At 74.6% G+C, this 14233-nt stretch carries 16 protein-coding genes; 9 read left to right on the top strand and 7 right to left on the bottom strand.

The genetic code is table 11. The features are described from left to right. Positions 1-127: 127 nt before the first annotated feature. Positions 128-763 carry a uracil phosphoribosyltransferase gene (upp, locus tag AB0K92_RS07680; RefSeq protein WP_086167719.1) on the top strand — a complete coding sequence of 212 codons (636 nt, stop codon included), beginning with the start codon at positions 128-130 and terminating at the stop codon, positions 761-763. Positions 764-986: 223 nt separating this feature from the next. Here the strand turns inward: upp and AB0K92_RS07675 are convergent, their stop codons facing one another. Together AB0K92_RS07675 and AB0K92_RS07670 are read right to left on the bottom strand one after the other, a co-directional pair. Continuing rightward, positions 987-1610: a LytR C-terminal domain-containing protein gene (locus AB0K92_RS07675; protein ID WP_365920740.1), complete on the bottom strand. Its 624-nt coding sequence runs from the start codon at positions 1608-1610 to the stop codon at positions 987-989. A gap of 131 nt (positions 1611-1741) precedes the next feature. Next, positions 1742-2038 carry a type II toxin-antitoxin system VapB family antitoxin gene (locus tag AB0K92_RS07670; protein ID WP_003991361.1) on the bottom strand — a complete coding sequence of 99 codons (297 nt, stop codon included), beginning with the start codon at positions 2036-2038 and terminating at the stop codon, positions 1742-1744. Between the two features lie 130 nt (positions 2039-2168). Here AB0K92_RS07670 and AB0K92_RS07665 point away from each other — a divergent pair, with 130 nt between their 5' ends. Further along, a complete protein-coding gene (locus tag AB0K92_RS07665) occupies positions 2169-3782 on the top strand; it encodes a helicase HerA-like domain-containing protein (protein ID WP_365920398.1) in 1614 nt (537 codons plus the stop codon). Between the two features lie 20 nt (positions 3783-3802). On the opposite strand, the gene AB0K92_RS07660 is transcribed toward AB0K92_RS07665, so the two are convergent. The 4 genes from AB0K92_RS07660 to AB0K92_RS07645 form a co-directional block, all read right to left on the bottom strand. Beyond that, the gene (locus tag AB0K92_RS07660; protein WP_365920396.1) at positions 3803-3928 is read right to left on the bottom strand and encodes a hypothetical protein; all 126 of its coding nucleotides are present in this window, start codon (positions 3926-3928) and stop codon (positions 3803-3805) included. 50 nt (positions 3929-3978) lie between these two features. Beyond that, positions 3979-4341 carry a hypothetical protein gene (locus AB0K92_RS07655; protein ID WP_365920394.1) on the bottom strand — a complete coding sequence of 121 codons (363 nt, stop codon included), beginning with the start codon at positions 4339-4341 and terminating at the stop codon, positions 3979-3981. 75 nt (positions 4342-4416) lie between these two features. Then, positions 4417-5082, bottom strand: a complete 666-nt coding sequence (locus AB0K92_RS07650) for an HdeD family acid-resistance protein (RefSeq protein ID WP_365920393.1) — start codon at positions 5080-5082, stop codon at positions 4417-4419. 88 nt (positions 5083-5170) lie between these two features. Then, on the bottom strand, positions 5171-5764 hold the full coding sequence (locus AB0K92_RS07645; RefSeq protein ID WP_365920391.1) for an HhH-GPD-type base excision DNA repair protein: 594 nt from the start codon (positions 5762-5764) through the stop codon (positions 5171-5173). Between the two features lie 214 nt (positions 5765-5978). Between AB0K92_RS07645 and AB0K92_RS07640 the strand changes: the two genes are divergently transcribed. From AB0K92_RS07640 to AB0K92_RS07610, 7 genes are all read left to right on the top strand, one after another. Further along, the gene (locus tag AB0K92_RS07640; protein WP_365920389.1) at positions 5979-8075 is read left to right on the top strand and encodes a penicillin acylase family protein; all 2097 of its coding nucleotides are present in this window, start codon (positions 5979-5981) and stop codon (positions 8073-8075) included. Beyond that, complete coding sequence (locus AB0K92_RS07635; RefSeq protein WP_365920387.1) at positions 8068-8679, top strand: GNAT family N-acetyltransferase; 612 nt, start codon at positions 8068-8070, stop codon at positions 8677-8679. The genes AB0K92_RS07640 and AB0K92_RS07635 overlap by 8 nt, the downstream gene beginning before the upstream one ends. Positions 8680-8834: 155 nt before the next feature. Then, entirely contained in the window at positions 8835-9308 is a 474-nt protein-coding gene (locus AB0K92_RS07630; protein WP_365920385.1) for a cupin domain-containing protein, read from the top strand. Next, positions 9305-10078: a glucose 1-dehydrogenase gene (locus AB0K92_RS07625; RefSeq protein ID WP_365920383.1), complete on the top strand. Its 774-nt coding sequence runs from the start codon at positions 9305-9307 to the stop codon at positions 10076-10078. The genes AB0K92_RS07630 and AB0K92_RS07625 overlap by 4 nt, the downstream gene beginning before the upstream one ends. Positions 10079-10158: 80 nt before the next feature. Continuing rightward, entirely contained in the window at positions 10159-12033 is a 1875-nt protein-coding gene (locus AB0K92_RS07620; protein WP_365920381.1) for a copper resistance protein CopC, read from the top strand. 144 nt (positions 12034-12177) lie between these two features. After that, a complete protein-coding gene (locus AB0K92_RS07615) occupies positions 12178-13395 on the top strand; it encodes a sensor histidine kinase (protein WP_365920379.1) in 1218 nt (405 codons plus the stop codon). After that, positions 13392-14027, top strand: coding sequence for a response regulator transcription factor (locus AB0K92_RS07610; RefSeq protein ID WP_365920377.1), 636 nt, complete (start codon positions 13392-13394; stop codon positions 14025-14027). Before AB0K92_RS07615 ends, AB0K92_RS07610 begins: the two co-directional genes overlap by 4 nt. 25 nt (positions 14028-14052) lie before the next feature. Here the strand turns inward: AB0K92_RS07610 and AB0K92_RS07605 are convergent, their stop codons facing one another. Next, the gene (locus AB0K92_RS07605; protein WP_166000237.1) at positions 14053-14214 is read right to left on the bottom strand and encodes a hypothetical protein; all 162 of its coding nucleotides are present in this window, start codon (positions 14212-14214) and stop codon (positions 14053-14055) included. Between the last annotated feature and the right edge of the window lie 19 nt (positions 14215-14233).

Below are 14233 nucleotides of genomic sequence, written 5' to 3'. Positions count from 1 at the left end.
CCCAGTCCGTCCCTCCCACCTTCCCCCGGACGGGCGGTTTGACGCCACTGTGCGCCGAGCGGACGACGGGCGGGCGACGGGCGGACGACGATCGGAAGGGGTCCGCGGGCGCGGTTACTGTTAGGGCATGCGTCTCCACGTCGTCGACCACCCCCTGGTCGCCCACAAGCTCACCACGCTGCGCGACCAGCGCACCGACTCCGCGACCTTCCGCCGTCTCGCCGACGAGCTGGTCACCCTGCTCGCCTACGAGGCCACGCGCGACGTGCGCACCGAGCAGGTCGACATCCAGACGCCGGTCGCCCGCACCACCGGCGTCAAGCTCTCCCACCCGCGTCCGCTGGTGGTGCCGATCCTGCGCGCCGGGCTCGGCATGCTGGAGGGCATGGTCCGGCTGCTGCCGACCGCCGAGGTCGGCTTCATGGGCATGATCCGCAACGAGGAGACGCTCCAGGCCTCGACGTACGCCACCCGGATGCCGGAGGACCTGTCCGGCCGCCAGGTCTACGTCCTCGACCCGATGCTGGCCACCGGCGGCACCCTCGTCGCGGCGATCCAGGAGCTGATCAAGCGCGGCGCCGACGACGTGACCGCCGTGGTGCTGCTGGCCTCGCCCGAGGGCGTCGAGGTCATGGAACGCGAGCTGGCCGGCACGCCGGTCACCGTCGTCACCGCCTCGGTCGACGAGCGCCTCAACGAGCACGGCTACATCGTCCCGGGCCTCGGCGACGCGGGCGACCGGATGTACGGCTCGGCGGAGTAGCCCGGCAGGTCCCTCCGGCGCCGACGTGCCCCGCTGGGGGCCCGGCGGTCCGGTCCGGCAGTCCGCTCCGGCAGGACGGTGCTCTGACCGGCGCGTTCCGCCGGGGGTTCGGCCGGTCGGTGCCGTGGGGCTCTGGCCGGCCGGCCCGTGAGGCCGGGTGCGGCCGGGGCCGCCGGGGCGATCACTCAGGTGCGGGGCGGCGCGGCCCGGTCCGTGCCGGAGGTCAGCAGGTCCTCTTCGACGCCGTGGCCGTCGGCTTCGGCTCGGTCAGGGTGGCCACCGCCCGGTCCGCGTCCGGCTCGGGGGCGAGGTTCTTGAAGGCGTCGCCGAGGATGAGGTCCACGGCGGCTCCCTTGCGGCCGGCGTCGGTGCGGCGTTCCGCGGCCGGCAGCTGGGCGGCGAGCACCGGCAGCGAGGTGTCGAGGGAGGCGGCGGGTCCGAGGAGTATCCCGGTGCCCTTGACCTTCTTGTCGTACTCCTTCGGCGCGTTGCCCACGTCCCCGATGCGGAAGCCGCGCTTCTTCAGCTCGTCCGCGGTCTTCTTGGCCAGGCCGGTACGGGTGGTGGCGTTGAGCACGTTCACGGTGATCGCGCCGGGCTTCGGCACCGCTTTCGCGGCGGCCGGGCTCGCGCCGGGAGACGGGCTCCGGGTCGCACAGGCGGCCTTCGGGGCGACCGCGGAGGCCTCGCCGCCGCCCGTGAAGACGTCGATCAGCTGCAGGGTGCCCCAGCCGAGCATGCCGAGGACCGCGGCGGAGGCGGTGACGAGCAGCGCGATCCGGCCGCGCCTGCGGGGCCGGCGCATCCGCGGGTACTTGTCCCCCGTGATGCGGTACTGGCCGCCCATGCCGGGGGGAGTCAGCATGCTCATGAGCGCAGCGTAGTGCGCCCCGGCGGCGATGCCTATTAGATGATCAGTCGACGCCGCGCGGGGGAGGTGAAAGAACCCGAAAGGGCCAAGAACGCCCCGCGGGCGGGTCAGTCCAGTTCGAGCACGCGCGCGTGCAGCACCTGGCGCTGCTGGAGGGCCGCGCGGACCGCGCGGTGCAGGCCGTCCTCCAGGTAGAGGTCGCCCTGCCACTTCACGACGTGCGCGAAGAGGTCGCCGTAGAAGGTCGAGTCCTCGGCGAGCAGCGTCTCCAGGTCGAGCTGCTGCTTGGTCGTGACGAGCTGATCGAGGCGGACCGGGCGCGGCGCCACGTCCGCCCACTGCCGGGTGCTGTCCCGGCCGTGGTCGGGGTACGGCCGGCCGTTTCCGATGCGCTTGAAGATCACACGGAAAGCCTACCGGTCCCGACGTTCCGGGCGCAGCCATGAAGAGCGAGTGCGACGCTGGAAAAGATGCCGTGAACCGGGGCGAAACGGAAACCGGGGCCCCGTGCCGGGCCGATGTGAGAGGGCTGCCATGAGCGACCGCGAGACCCCGCCCCCCACCGCGCCCGAGGCGCCCGGACACGCTTCCGCACTCCCCGCGCAGGCCCTGGAGATCGCCTCCGGGTACGCCTTCGACGGGCCGGCCCTCGACCTGGGCGCCCTGCTGTGGGACGGCCGGTGCCTGCCCGACGCGCGGGTCCGCGTGCCGCTGCCGGTGCTCAACCGGCACGGCCTGGTCGCGGGCGCCACCGGCACCGGCAAGACCAAGACCCTCCAGCTGATCGCCGAGCAGCTGTCCGCGCAGGGCGTGCCGGTGTTCCTCGCCGACGTCAAGGGCGACCTCTCCGGCATCTCGGCGCCGGGCGTCGCGGGCGACAAGGTGCGCTCCCGGGCCGCCGAGGTGGGCCAGAACTGGACGCCGGCCGGTTTCCCCGCCGAGTTCTACGCCCTCGGCGGCCACGGGCACGGCATTCCCGTCCGGGCCACCGTCACCGGCTTCGGCCCGCTGCTGCTCGCCAAGGCGCTCGGGCTGAACCGTACCCAGGAGCAGTCGCTGGGCCTGGTCTTCCACTACGCCGACGGCAAGGGCCTGGAACTGGTCGACCTGAAGGACCTCCGCGCGGTGGTCGCCTTCCTCACCTCCGACGAGGGCAAGGCCGAACTGAAAGGCCTCGGCGGGCTGTCCCCGGCCACCGCGGGCGTCATCCTGCGCTCGCTGACCGCGTTCGAGGCGGAGGGCATGGGCGCCTTCTTCGGCGAGCCGGAGTTCGACACGGCGGAGCTGCTGCGGACCGCCGCCGACGGGCGGGGCGTGGTCTCCGTGCTGGAGCTGCCCGCCGTACAGGACAAGCCGCGGCTGTTCTCCACCTTCCTGATGTGGCTGCTGGCGGACCTCTTCCACGATCTGCCCGAGGTCGGGGACGTGGACAAGCCGAAGCTGGTGTTCTTCTTCGACGAGGCGCACCTGCTGTTCAGCGGCGCGTCGAAGGCGTTCCTGGAGTCGGTCACGCAGACCGTGCGGCTGATCCGTTCGAAGGGCGTCGGGGTCTTCTTCGTCACGCAGACCCCGAAGGACGTCCCGGCCGACGTCCTCGCCCAGCTCGGCAACCGCGTCCAGCACGCGCTGCGCGCCTTCACCCCCGACGACCACCGGGCGCTGAAGGCGACGGCGCGGACCTTCCCGGACTCCGCCTACGACCTGGAGGAGCTGCTGACCGGTCTGGGCACGGGCGAGGCCGTGGTGACGGTGCTCAGCGAGGAGGGTGCCCCGACACCGGTCGCGGCGACGCGGCTGCGGGCGCCGGAGTCGCTGATGGGCCCGGTCGACCCGGCCGGCCTGGAGCGGGCGGTGACGGGCTCCCCGTTGTTCGAACGCTATGCACAGGCTGTGGACAGGGAGTCGGCGTACGAGAAGCTCCAGCGGGCGGCGGAGCGCACCGCGCGGCCGCGTCCCGAACCGGGGCGGGAGTCCGAGGGCGAAAGGACGCCGCGCGGCGGGCGGGGGACCGGGCGCGAGCGGGACGAGTCCATGCTCGAACAGGTCGTCGAGAGCGGTGTGTTCCGGTCGCTGGCCCGCTCGGTCGGCACCGGGATCGGCCGCGAGATCACCCGGTCCCTCTTCGGTACGGCCCGGCGCCGTCGCTAGGTCCGGGCCGTACCGGCGGCTCAGCGGCCCTGTTCCTTCACCGAGGACTGCTGCGGGCGCGGCTTCTGCGCCTCCGGCTTCGGCGCGCTGCGCGCGGCCTCGGCGCGCAACAGGGCGCGCAGCACCGCGTACGGATCGACAGGCATGGCTGTGCTCCTTGCGTCGTGGGGTTACGTGTCCGGGGAGCGGGCCCCGGTCAGCAGCGCAGCACCACGCACCGCAGGGCACTGAGGGGGTACGGCGAGGACGGCACCGGGAGGCGCAGCGGCGGACGCACGGGTGCCGGGGCGGGCCGGGCCGCCCGCCGGGGCACGGCGGGCGGCCGGGGACCGCGCGTCACGGGCCGCAGCGCCGCCTCCGCCAGGTCCGTTTCGGCGGCCTCCGCCGCGGACGTCGCCGCGACCGGCAGCCCGGCCGCCGCCACGGGCGCCACGGGCATCAGCAGCGCGAGCAGCACCACGACGACGCGCAGCAGGAACCGCGGCCGGACCCGCGGCCACACCCGCCGCGGCCGTATCCGGCTGCGCGGGGGGCGCGGGCGGCTGGGTGCGGTGCTCACGGAAGTCGTCTCCCCGGAGGGCGTAGGGCGGTCACGGTGGTGGCCAGATCCGCTCACTCGGCGTACCGGCGCGGCTCACAGCTCGTGCGGTACGTGCCGGGCCCGGCCGCGGACGCGCAGGGCGGTGAGGATCTCGACGATGCCGACGGCGACCAGCCAGCAGCCGCCGACCACGGTGAGGACGGCGACCGACTCGAACGGCGAGACGATCAGGACGACACCGGCGAGCAGGGTGACGACGCCCAGCAGGATCTGCCAGCCGCGGGCCGGCACCCCCGGATCGGAGGCCGCGGCGAGGGTCTGGGCGATGCCGCGGAACAGCCAGCCGATGCCGATCCACAGACCCAGCAGCAGGATCGACTGAAGGGGTCCGCGGAAGCAGAACAGGCCGAGCAGGATCGACAGCGCGCCGCTGACGAACGCCAGCACGCGCAGCGCGGTCGTCTTGTGCGTGCCGAACGCGGAGACGAGCTGGAAGGCGCCGCTGAGCAGGAGGTACAGGCCGAACAGGACTCCGGCGGCGCGCAGGGACGCGCCCGGCCAGACCAGGACCAGGACGCCGAGGACCAGTGAGGCGACCCCGGTGAGCAGCACGATCTGCCAGGCCGCGCGGGACAGCGCGTGCAAAGGGCCCTCGAACGGCGGCTCGGGTTCCCGGGCGGTGGGTGCCGTCCGGGTGCGGTGGACCTTGCGGTCGTCGTACTCGGGTCCCCACGGGGAGCCCGTCGGTGCCTCGCTCATGGTCCATGCTTGGACCGCGCGCGGGCCGCCCGCCACCTGGGGCGGGCCACCCGGACGACCGGGCGGGTGCCCGTGACGGGGAGGAGTGTTACTTCCCGGCCGCCTTGGCGGCCTTGGCCGCGGCCTTCATCTCCTGCTTGTGGGCGCGGACCTTGGCCAGGGACTCGGGGCCGGTGATGTCGGCGACGGAGCGGAAGGACTTCGCCCGGCCGTAGTCGCCGGCCGCCTCGCGCCAGCCCTCGGGGGTGACCCCGAGCTGCTTGCCGAGCAGGGCGAGGAAGATCTGGGCCTTCTGCTTGCCGAAGCCGGGGAGCTCCTGGAGCCGCCTGAGCAGTTCGGCGCCGTCGGGGACGTCCTTCCAGACGGCCTCGGCGTCACCGTCGTAGTGCTCGACGAGGTATTGGCACAGCTGCTGGATCCGCTTGGCCATCGAGCCGGGGTAGCGGTGCACGGCCGGCTTTTCGGACAGTACGGCGGCGAAGGCCTCGGGTTCCTGGGCGGCGATCTCGTGGGCGTCCAGGTCGTCGGTGCCCATCCGGTCGGCGATGGTCCTGGGGCCCTTGAACGCCCACTCCATGGGGATCTGCTGGTCGAGCAGCATGCCGATCAGCGCGGCGAGCGGGCTGCGGCCGAGCAGCGCGTCGGCGTCCGGGTCCTGGGCGAGGCGGAGGGTGACGTCCATGCACCGATGATCCCGCGTCGCCGGGCGGGCCGCGCGCCGGTGGTCCTGGGGCGGCCGCGCGCCGGTGGTCCTGGGGCGGCCGCGCGCTGGTGGTCCCCGGCGGGCCGGGGCACCGGTGGTGCCGCCCCTGCACGCGTCGCGTACGATTCCGCCACGAATCACTTAGGCAAGCCTAACCAAAGCAGTCCGATCAGAGCGCAGAGGGGTCACTGGGGTGACGACAGAGAGATCCGGGGCCCATGGGATCTACCGGGACGCCTGGGGCATCCCGCATCTGCGGGCCGCCAGCGCACGCGAACTCGCCCGCCTCCAGGGCCGCGTCACCGCTCTCGACCGCGCGTGGCAGCTCGAGGTGGAGCGGCACCGCGCGCGGGGCACCTCGGCTGCCTTCCTCGGCTCCGACGCGCTCCACTGGGACCTCCTCGCCCGCCGGGCCCGCCTCTCCAGCACCGCCTACCGCTGCTTCCGCGCCCTCGCCGCCCGCGACCCCGAGTCGTCGGACTTCATCCGCGCGTACGTCGACGGCGTCAACGACGGCTTGGCGGAAGGCGCGCGCCGCGACCCCCGGTTCGGCGAGGCGGGTCTCGCCCCCGGCCGCTGGGAGCCGTGGACCCCGTTCGCCGTCTGGCTGTCCACCCACATCCTCTTCGCCGGGTTCCCCGCCAAGCTCTGGCGGGCGCACGCCGTCCGCCACCTCGGCCCCGACGCCGTCGGCCTCTTCGCCACCGACGGGCCCGGCACCTCCGGCAGCAACGGCTGGCTGGTGTCCGGCGAGCGCACCGTGACCGGGCAGGCCGTCATCGCCGGCGACCCGCACCGCTGGATCGAGGATCCCGGCGTCTACCAGCAGATCCACCTCTCCTGCCCGGAGTTCGACGTCATCGGCCTCGCCGTGCCCGGCGTTCCCGGCATCGCCCACTTCGGCCACACCGGCACCGTCGCCTGGGCCATCACCAACGCGATGGCCGACTACCAGGACCTGTACGAGGAGCGACTGCGCCGCACCGGTGCCGGAGTGGAGGCCCTCGGACCCGACGGGGTCTGGCACCGTGCCTCCCTGCACACCGAGTACGTCGAGGTGCGCGGCGAGGAGAAGGTGCCCGTCGAGGTGATCACGACCGACCGGGGACCCGTCGTCGCGGGCGGCCCCGAAGGCCTCGACGACGGCACCCCGCTCGCCCTCAGCCTGCGCTACCCACCGCACGTCACCGCCGACCTCGGCTTCGGCGCCCTGCTGCCGCTGCTGCGCGCCCGCACGGTGGCCGACATCGACCGGGCCTTCGACCAGTGGGCCGAGCCGGTCAACGTCGTCCAGGCCGCCGACACCCAGGGCGGCACCCTGCACCGGGTCGCCGGCCGCGTTCCCGAGCGCTCCGCCGCCCACCGCCTCGGTCCCGTCCCCGCCTGGGAGCCCGGCCACGAGTGGACCGGCTGGCACCCCATGCCCCGCGCGGGCCTCACCGACGGCGTCGCCGTCATGGCCAACCAGCGCGGCCCCGCCGCCCCGCTCGGCGTCGAGTTCGCCCCGCCGCACCGCGCCGACCGCATCGCCGCGCTGCTCGCGCGGAAGGAGCGCTGGGCGGCCGGCGACATGCCCGCGATCCACATGGACACCCACCTCGCCTCCGCCGCCCCCCTCCTGGACCGGCTCGCCGGCCTCGACGGCCTCACCCCCGAGGCGGAGCGGCTGCGCGACCGCCTGCTGCGCTGGGACCGCCACATGGACGCGGACAGCGCCGACGCGGCCGCCTTCGCCGCCGTGCGCAGCGCGCTCGTCCGCCGCCTCGCCGCGCACCCGGCCTTCGCGCCGCTCACCGAGGTGCCCGCCTATCCCGAGGCCCTGCTGCCCTGGCTGAACCTCACGGTGCGCATCGGCTACGCGCTCGAACACTTGCTGCGAGCGCGGGAGCTGTACGGCATCGACCGCCCCGCGCTGATCCGGGAGGCGCTGGAGGAGACCGCCGCACGGCCCCCGCGGGGCACCTGGGGCGAGACCCACCGCCTCGCCCCCTGGCGCGCGCTGAACAGCACCCCGTACGACGAACCCGGCCTGTCAGGGGATCACGACTGCGTGCTGTGCACCTCCGCCGTCCCCGGCCTCACCGACCTGGCGGCGCGCGGACCGGCCGCCCGCTATGTGTGGGACCTGGCGCGGCGTGAGGACAGCCTGTGGGTGGTGCCGTTCGGCGCGTCCGGCGTGCCCGGCTCCCCGCACCACCGTGACCAGCTCCCTCTCTGGAGCGGGGGAGAACTCGTCCCGGTCGTCACCGACTGGGACCGGCTCGTGAAGGAGAACGAGAGCGATGTCTGACGCCTGCGTTTCACGTGAAACAGTCCACGAGGAGGTGGTCGACGGCTTCGGCACCGTCCGCATCCTGCCGCTCGACGCCAAGGGCGACGCGGAGCTGATCCACAGCTGGGTCAGCGAGGAACGGGCCGCCTTCTGGGGCATGAACGGCCTGACCCGTGATCAGGTCGCCGGCATCTACGCGCACATGGACACCCTCGACACCCACCACGCCTTCCTGATGCTGAAGGACGGCATCCCGGCGGCTCTCCTCCAGACCTACGACCCGGAGGCCGACCGGGTCAGCGAGTGCTACGAGGTCCAGCCCGGCGACATAGGCATCCACCTGCTGCTCGCGCCCCCCACGGCAACGGGCGGCGCGCGCTCCGGCTGGACGGCGGGGCTGGTGGCCGCCGTCACCGCGTACGTCTTCCGCACCCTCGGCCGGCGCCGCATCGTCGTCGACCCGGACGTGCGCAACGACAAGGCCATCGCCCGGTTCGTGAAGCAGGGCTTCGACGCGGGACCGGCGGTCGTCCTGCCGGAGATCGACCTGCCGGACGTGTACCTGCCGGAGAAGCGGGCGCAACTGGCCTTCCTGCGCCGGGAGGTGGTGTTCCCGGCGTGAGCGCGGGATGCTCGGGGAGGCGCGCGAGGCCGTCGGGTTAGGCGGCGAGATTCTGGCGGTAGCCCGCGAGACCTTGGGGGTGGCCCGCGAAATCCTGAACGTAGGCCGCGAAACCTGGGGGTAGCCCGCGAGACCCTGGGGGTAGCCTTCGCGGCGTGACGCCAGAAGAGCTCATCGCGCACTACGGACTCGAGCCGATTCCGCGCGAGGGCGGCCTGTTCCGGCGGACCTGGGCCGGTCCCGAGCGCCCGGACGGCCGCCCCGAGGGCAGCGCGATCGTCGCCCTGCTCACCCGCGACGACCACTCCGCCCTGCACCGCCTCCCCACCGACGAGATCTGGCACTTCTACCTCGGCGACCCGCTGGAACTGCTCCTGCTCGCCCCCGACGGCACCGCCCGCACCGCCGTGCTGGGCCCCGACGTCCTCGGCGGCCAGCAGGTCCAGCTCACCGTCCCCGCGGGCACCTGGATGGGCGGCCGGGTCGCCGAGGGCGGCTCCTGGACGTTCTTCGGCTGCACCCTGGCGCCCGGCTTCACCTACGCCGACTACGAACACGGCGACGCGGGCGAACTCACGGCGCGCTATCCGGCCGAGGCCGCGCGGATCATGGCACTGTGCCGCCCATGACGACGCCTTCCCCCAGACTCCTGGAGGGGCAGACCGCCCTCGTCACCGGCGCGGGCAGGGGCATCGGCCGGGGCATCGCGCTGCGATTCGCCGAGCACGGCGCGGCGGTCGCCGTGCACTGCCGTACGGCGGTGCGGGAGGCCCATGCCGTGGCGGACCGCATCCAGGAAGCGGGCGGCCGGGCCACGGTCGTACGCGGCGACCTCACCGACCCGGCCGCGTGCCGGCGGATCGTGCGCGAGGCCGCCGCGTGGGGCGGCGGACGGCTCACCGCGCTGGTCAACAACGCGGGCGTGCAGCCGGTGCGCGAGCTGGCCGGGATGACGGCCGAGGAGTGGCGGGCGGTCGTCGACACCAACCTGGGCAGCGTGTTCGCCTGCACCCAGGCGGCCGTCGAGGTCATGGGCGAGAGCGGCGGCTCGGTGACCCACATCGCGTCCGTCGAGGCGAGCGCGCCCGCCCCGGGCCACGCCCACTACAGCGCCGCCAAGGCGGCCGTGGTGATGCACGCCCGCGCGGCGGCCCTGGAGTACGGCCCGCTCGGCATCCGCGTGAACACCGTCTCGCCCGGCCTCGTCGACCGCGAGGGGCTGGCGCGGGACTGGCCGGACGGCGTGGACCGCTGGCGGCGCGCGGCCCCGCTCGGCCGCCTGGGCCGGCCCGAGGACATCGGCGACGCCTGCGCGTTCCTCGCCTCCCCGCTCGCGTCCTGGATCACGGGCCACGACCTGGTCGTGGACGGCGGGGTGACGGCGCGGCCGACCTGGTGAGCGGCTGAACACCCGGGCCGCGCCGTCCGTATGACCCCTGAGTGGCTCTCCCCGGTCGAGTACGGAGGTGTACGGATCCGATGCACGAGGGCGGACGACCGCGCCGGCCGGCGCTGCTGCTGGCACTGCTGACCCTGCTGGTCCTCCTCGGCTCCGCCGCCCCCGCCTCCGCGCACGCCGCGCTGGCCGGCACCGACCCCCGCGACGGCGCCGTCCTGAAATCCGCGCCCCGGCAGCTCACCCTCTCCTTCACCGAGTCCGTCGGCCTGCTCGACGGGTCGGTGCGCCTGCTCGGCCCCGACAACCGGCGCGTCCGCGTCGGCGAGGCCCGGCACGCGCCCGACGGCGACGACACCGTCCGCGTCCGCCTGCCCGATCACCTGCGCACCGGCACCTACACGGTGGTCTGGCGGGTGGTCTCCGCCGACAGCCACCCCGTCTCCGGCGCGTTCAGCTTCTCCGTCGGCAAACCCAGCCGTACGACGGCCGCCGCGGACACCGGCCCGCCCGAGCACCCGGCGACCAAGGCCCTGCACCTCCTGGCCCGCCACCTCGCCTACCTGGCCGTCGCCCTCCTCCTCGGCACCGCCGCCTTCACGGCCCTCTGCCGCCCGCCCGACCCCGGCCCCCTGCGCCGGCTGCTGGTCACCGGCTGGTGGACGCTGCTGGCGGCCACCCTGGCCCTGTTCCTGCTGCGCGCCCCCTACGAGACGGGCGCGGCCCCGTGGACGGCGTTCGACCCGGACAGCCTGACCCGCACCGCGACCACCCGCCCCGGTATCGCCCTGCTGGCCCGTGTGGCCCTGCTCCTGCTCGCCGTACGGCTCCCCGGCCGGCGTACACCGGCCGTGCGGGCGCTGCTCGCCGTGGGCCTGGCCCTCACCTGGGCCGCCGCCGAGCACGCGTCCGCCGGGATCCAGGTGCCGGTGGCGATGGTCTCCTCGGTGCTGCACCTGCTGGCGATGTCGGCCTGGCTGGGCGGCCTCGCCGCACTGCTGACCTGCCTGCGCCACGGAGGCCTCCCCACGGCCACCGTCCACCGCTACTCCCGCCTCGCCCTCACCTCCGTCACCGTCCTCGTCGTCACGGGCGTCTACCAGTCCTGGCGCGGCCTCGGCTCCCTCGACGCGCTCACCCAGACGACGTACGGCCGGCTCCTGGCCGCCAAGACGGCGGCGGTGGTGCTGCTGCTGGGGGCGGCGTGGGTGTCACGGGGGCTGGTGCGGGAGCCGGCGTCCGGGGAGGCGACGCCCGGCGAGGCGACGTCCAGCGCGCCGGCGTCCGGGGAGGGCACAGCCGTACCGGAGAGGGCACTGGAGCGGGTCGGAGGGCCGTCGGCGCGGGAGGCGGAAGGAGGCGGCGGCGGGGAGCCCGCGCCCGCGCACCCGGTCGGAGGCCCTGCCGAGCCCTCACCCTCGCCCTCGTCGCCGCCCTCGTCGTCGCCCCCACCCCTGCCCTCACCCCCGTACCCGGACCGGCGTCGCCTGCGTCGCTCGGTCCTCGCCGAACTGGCCGTCGCCGTGGTCGTCCTGGCGCTGACGACCCTGCTGACCGGCACGCTCCCGGGCCGCGCCGCGGCCGAGGCGGCGGCGGCCGGACCGGCGACCGTGCTGCCGCCCACGACCACCACGACCGTGCCGTTCGACGTGGGCACCCCCGGCGGACGCGGCACCGTCCAGATCACCCTCGACCCGGCCCGCACCGGCGAGAACTCCGTCCAGGCCGTGGCCTTCGCCCCCGACGGCGGCCTCGTCACCGTCCCCGAACTCCGCCTCACCTTCACCCACCCCGCGCAGGACATCGGCCCGATCGACGCGGAACTCGCCGACCGCGGCGGCTACTGGGCCACCGACACCCTCGACCTGCCCGTGCCGGGCAGCTGGCGCATGAAGGTGACGGTGCGGGTGTCGGAGTTCGACCAGGTGACGGTGGCGCGGACGGTCCGCATCGGCTGAACCCGCACCGGTCGAAGCCGGAACGGAGTCAGGAACGGAGTCAGGAACGGGGTCATCCGAACGGCTGACCCAAGACGGGCCCCCAAGCCCGACAATGGAGGTGTTTGCCCAGCTCAGCGCGGAGGAGAAGGGAGGCGGGGAGGCATGGCGCACGCGACGGACGACGACGCGCGAACACTCGAACCGGACGACCGCACGACCCTCACGGTCGTCATGCACACCGCCTTCTTCGTCCTGCTCGGCGCCTCCCTGGCCCGCTACCTCGCCCGCCACGGCCCCGAGCCGCGCACCCCGTGGATCATCGCCCTCTCGGTGCTGCTGGCGGCGCTGTATGTGCTCGGCCCGGCGCTCGGCGCCCGGCTCACCGCGCGGCGGATGATCTGGCTGGGCGCGGTCGTGGCCGCCTGGGCGGCGCTGGTGGCCCTCGCCCCGAGCTTCGCCTGGTGCGCGGTCCCGCTCTTCTACACCGGCCTGCGCACCCTGCCGCCGCGCGCCGCCGTCACCCTGGTCGCCGTGCTCACCGCGCTGGTGGTGGCCGCCCAGCTCCGGCTGGCGGGCTGGCCCGACCCGAACGTGCTGCTCGCGCCCCCGGCCGTGGCCGCGATCGCCACCGCCGTCTTCGTCACGATGGAACGCCAGTCGGCCCGCCGGCGCGCCCTCATCGACGACCTGGTCCGCACCCGCCGCGTCCTCGCCGCCACCGAGCGCCGCGAGGGCATGCTGGCCGAACGCGAACGCCTCGCCCGGGAGATCCACGACACCGTCGCCCAAGGCCTGTCCAGCCAGCGGATGCTGCTCCAGGCGGCCGATCGCGTCTGGGAGACCGACCCGGCCACGGCCCGCTCCCACGTCCGTACGGCCGCCTCGGTCGCCGAACGCAACCTCGCGGAGGCCCGCCGCTTCGTCCACGACCTCGCTCCGGCGGACCTGGCGGGCGGAGCCGGACTCCGACAGGCCCTGGCGGCGCTCGCGGAGCGCGAGTCGGACGCCGGCCTCACGGTCCGCCTGCACACGGAGGGCACCCCCACGGCCCCGCTGCCCGCCCTGGTGGAGTCGGCCGTCCTGCGCATCGCGCAGGGCGCGCTCGCCAACGTACGGGAACACGCGGCGGCGACCACGGTGACCCTCACCCTGACCTGCCTGGACGACCAGATCGTCCTCGACGTCGCGGACGACGGCCGCGGCTTCGACCCGCGGACGCCCGCGCCCCAGGGGTCCGGCCGGGGCCACGGCCTGCCCGCGATCCGCGCCCGCCTGCGCCGGCTGGGCGGCACCCTGACGATCGAGTCGGCGCCCGGCGAGGGCACGGTCCTGTCGGCGGCGATCCCCCTGTCCGCGACCCCACCCCCGGAGCCGCAATGACCGTACGGATCCTCCTCTGCGACGACCACGCGGTGGTCCGCGCGGGCCTGCGCGCCCTGCTGGCCAGCGCCCCGGACATCGAGGTGGCGGGCGAGGCGGCGACGGGCGAGGAGGCGATCGCGCTCACCCGCAAGCTCACCCCGGACGTCGTCCTGATGGACCTCCAGCTGGGTGAGGGAATGGACGGCGTGGAAACCACCCGCCGCATCCTGCGCACGGCCGACGAGGGCACCCGCGCGCCCCACGTCCTGGTCCTCACCACCTACGACACCGACGCCGACATCACCCGCGCCATCGAGGCCGGCGCCACCGGCTACCTCCTCAAGGCGGAACGCCCCGAGGAACTCTTCACCGCGATCCACGCCGCCGCCCAGGGCCGCACCGCCCTCTCACCCCCCGTCGCCACCCGCGTCATGTCCCACCTGCGCACCCCCCGCCCCACCCTCACCCCCCGCGAACGCGACATCCTCGGCCACCTCGTCCAGGGCCTCACCAACCGCGACATCGCCCGCACCCTCTACATCAGCGAGGCCACCGTCAAAACCCACCTCCGCCGCATCTACGACAAACTCGGCGTCACCACCCGTGCGGCGGCGGTCGCCACGGCGAAGGAACAACGGCTCATCCCGTGACCGCGTGTCCCAGGGGTGTCTCGCCCTAGCCGCCCCGCAGCCACCACACCAGCAGGGTCACCACCCCTGAACCGACCGCACCGGCGGCGCCGAGAGCCGCCTGACGGGCGAGACGGTGCCAGAAGGCGGACCGCGCGGCAGGCGGCCGCCCGGCGTCGTCGGTCCTGGCGTCGTCGGTCATGGTCATGGTTTTCCTCCCGTTCGGC

Origin of the sequence: Streptomyces sp. NPDC052687 (assembly GCF_040678395.1) — a bacterium.
In the GTDB taxonomy this organism is placed as follows: domain Bacteria; phylum Actinomycetota; class Actinomycetes; order Streptomycetales; family Streptomycetaceae; genus Streptomyces.
The sequence above is the reverse complement of the archived record's forward strand: the minus strand, read 5'-3'. Positions and strand labels throughout refer to the sequence as shown.

Coding starts and splice junctions, on each gene's coding strand:
- upp (WP_086167719.1), top strand. CDS start 128: ATGCGTCTCCACGTCGTCGACCACCCCCTGGTCGCCCACAAGCTCACC.
- AB0K92_RS07675 (WP_365920740.1), bottom strand. CDS start 1,610: ATGGGCGGCCAGTACCGCATCACGGGGGACAAGTACCCGCGGATGCGC.
- AB0K92_RS07665 (WP_365920398.1), top strand. CDS start 2,169: ATGAGCGACCGCGAGACCCCGCCCCCCACCGCGCCCGAGGCGCCCGGA.
- AB0K92_RS07660 (WP_365920396.1), bottom strand. CDS start 3,928: ATGCCTGTCGATCCGTACGCGGTGCTGCGCGCCCTGTTGCGCGCCGAG.
- AB0K92_RS07650 (WP_365920393.1), bottom strand. CDS start 5,082: ATGAGCGAGGCACCGACGGGCTCCCCGTGGGGACCCGAGTACGACGAC.
- AB0K92_RS07645 (WP_365920391.1), bottom strand. CDS start 5,764: ATGGACGTCACCCTCCGCCTCGCCCAGGACCCGGACGCCGACGCGCTG.
- AB0K92_RS07635 (WP_365920387.1), top strand. CDS start 8,068: ATGTCTGACGCCTGCGTTTCACGTGAAACAGTCCACGAGGAGGTGGTC.
- AB0K92_RS07625 (WP_365920383.1), top strand. CDS start 9,305: ATGACGACGCCTTCCCCCAGACTCCTGGAGGGGCAGACCGCCCTCGTC.
- AB0K92_RS07620 (WP_365920381.1), top strand. CDS start 10,159: ATGCACGAGGGCGGACGACCGCGCCGGCCGGCGCTGCTGCTGGCACTG.
- AB0K92_RS07615 (WP_365920379.1), top strand. CDS start 12,178: ATGGCGCACGCGACGGACGACGACGCGCGAACACTCGAACCGGACGAC.
- AB0K92_RS07610 (WP_365920377.1), top strand. CDS start 13,392: ATGACCGTACGGATCCTCCTCTGCGACGACCACGCGGTGGTCCGCGCG.
- AB0K92_RS07605 (WP_166000237.1), bottom strand. CDS start 14,214: ATGACCATGACCGACGACGCCAGGACCGACGACGCCGGGCGGCCGCCT.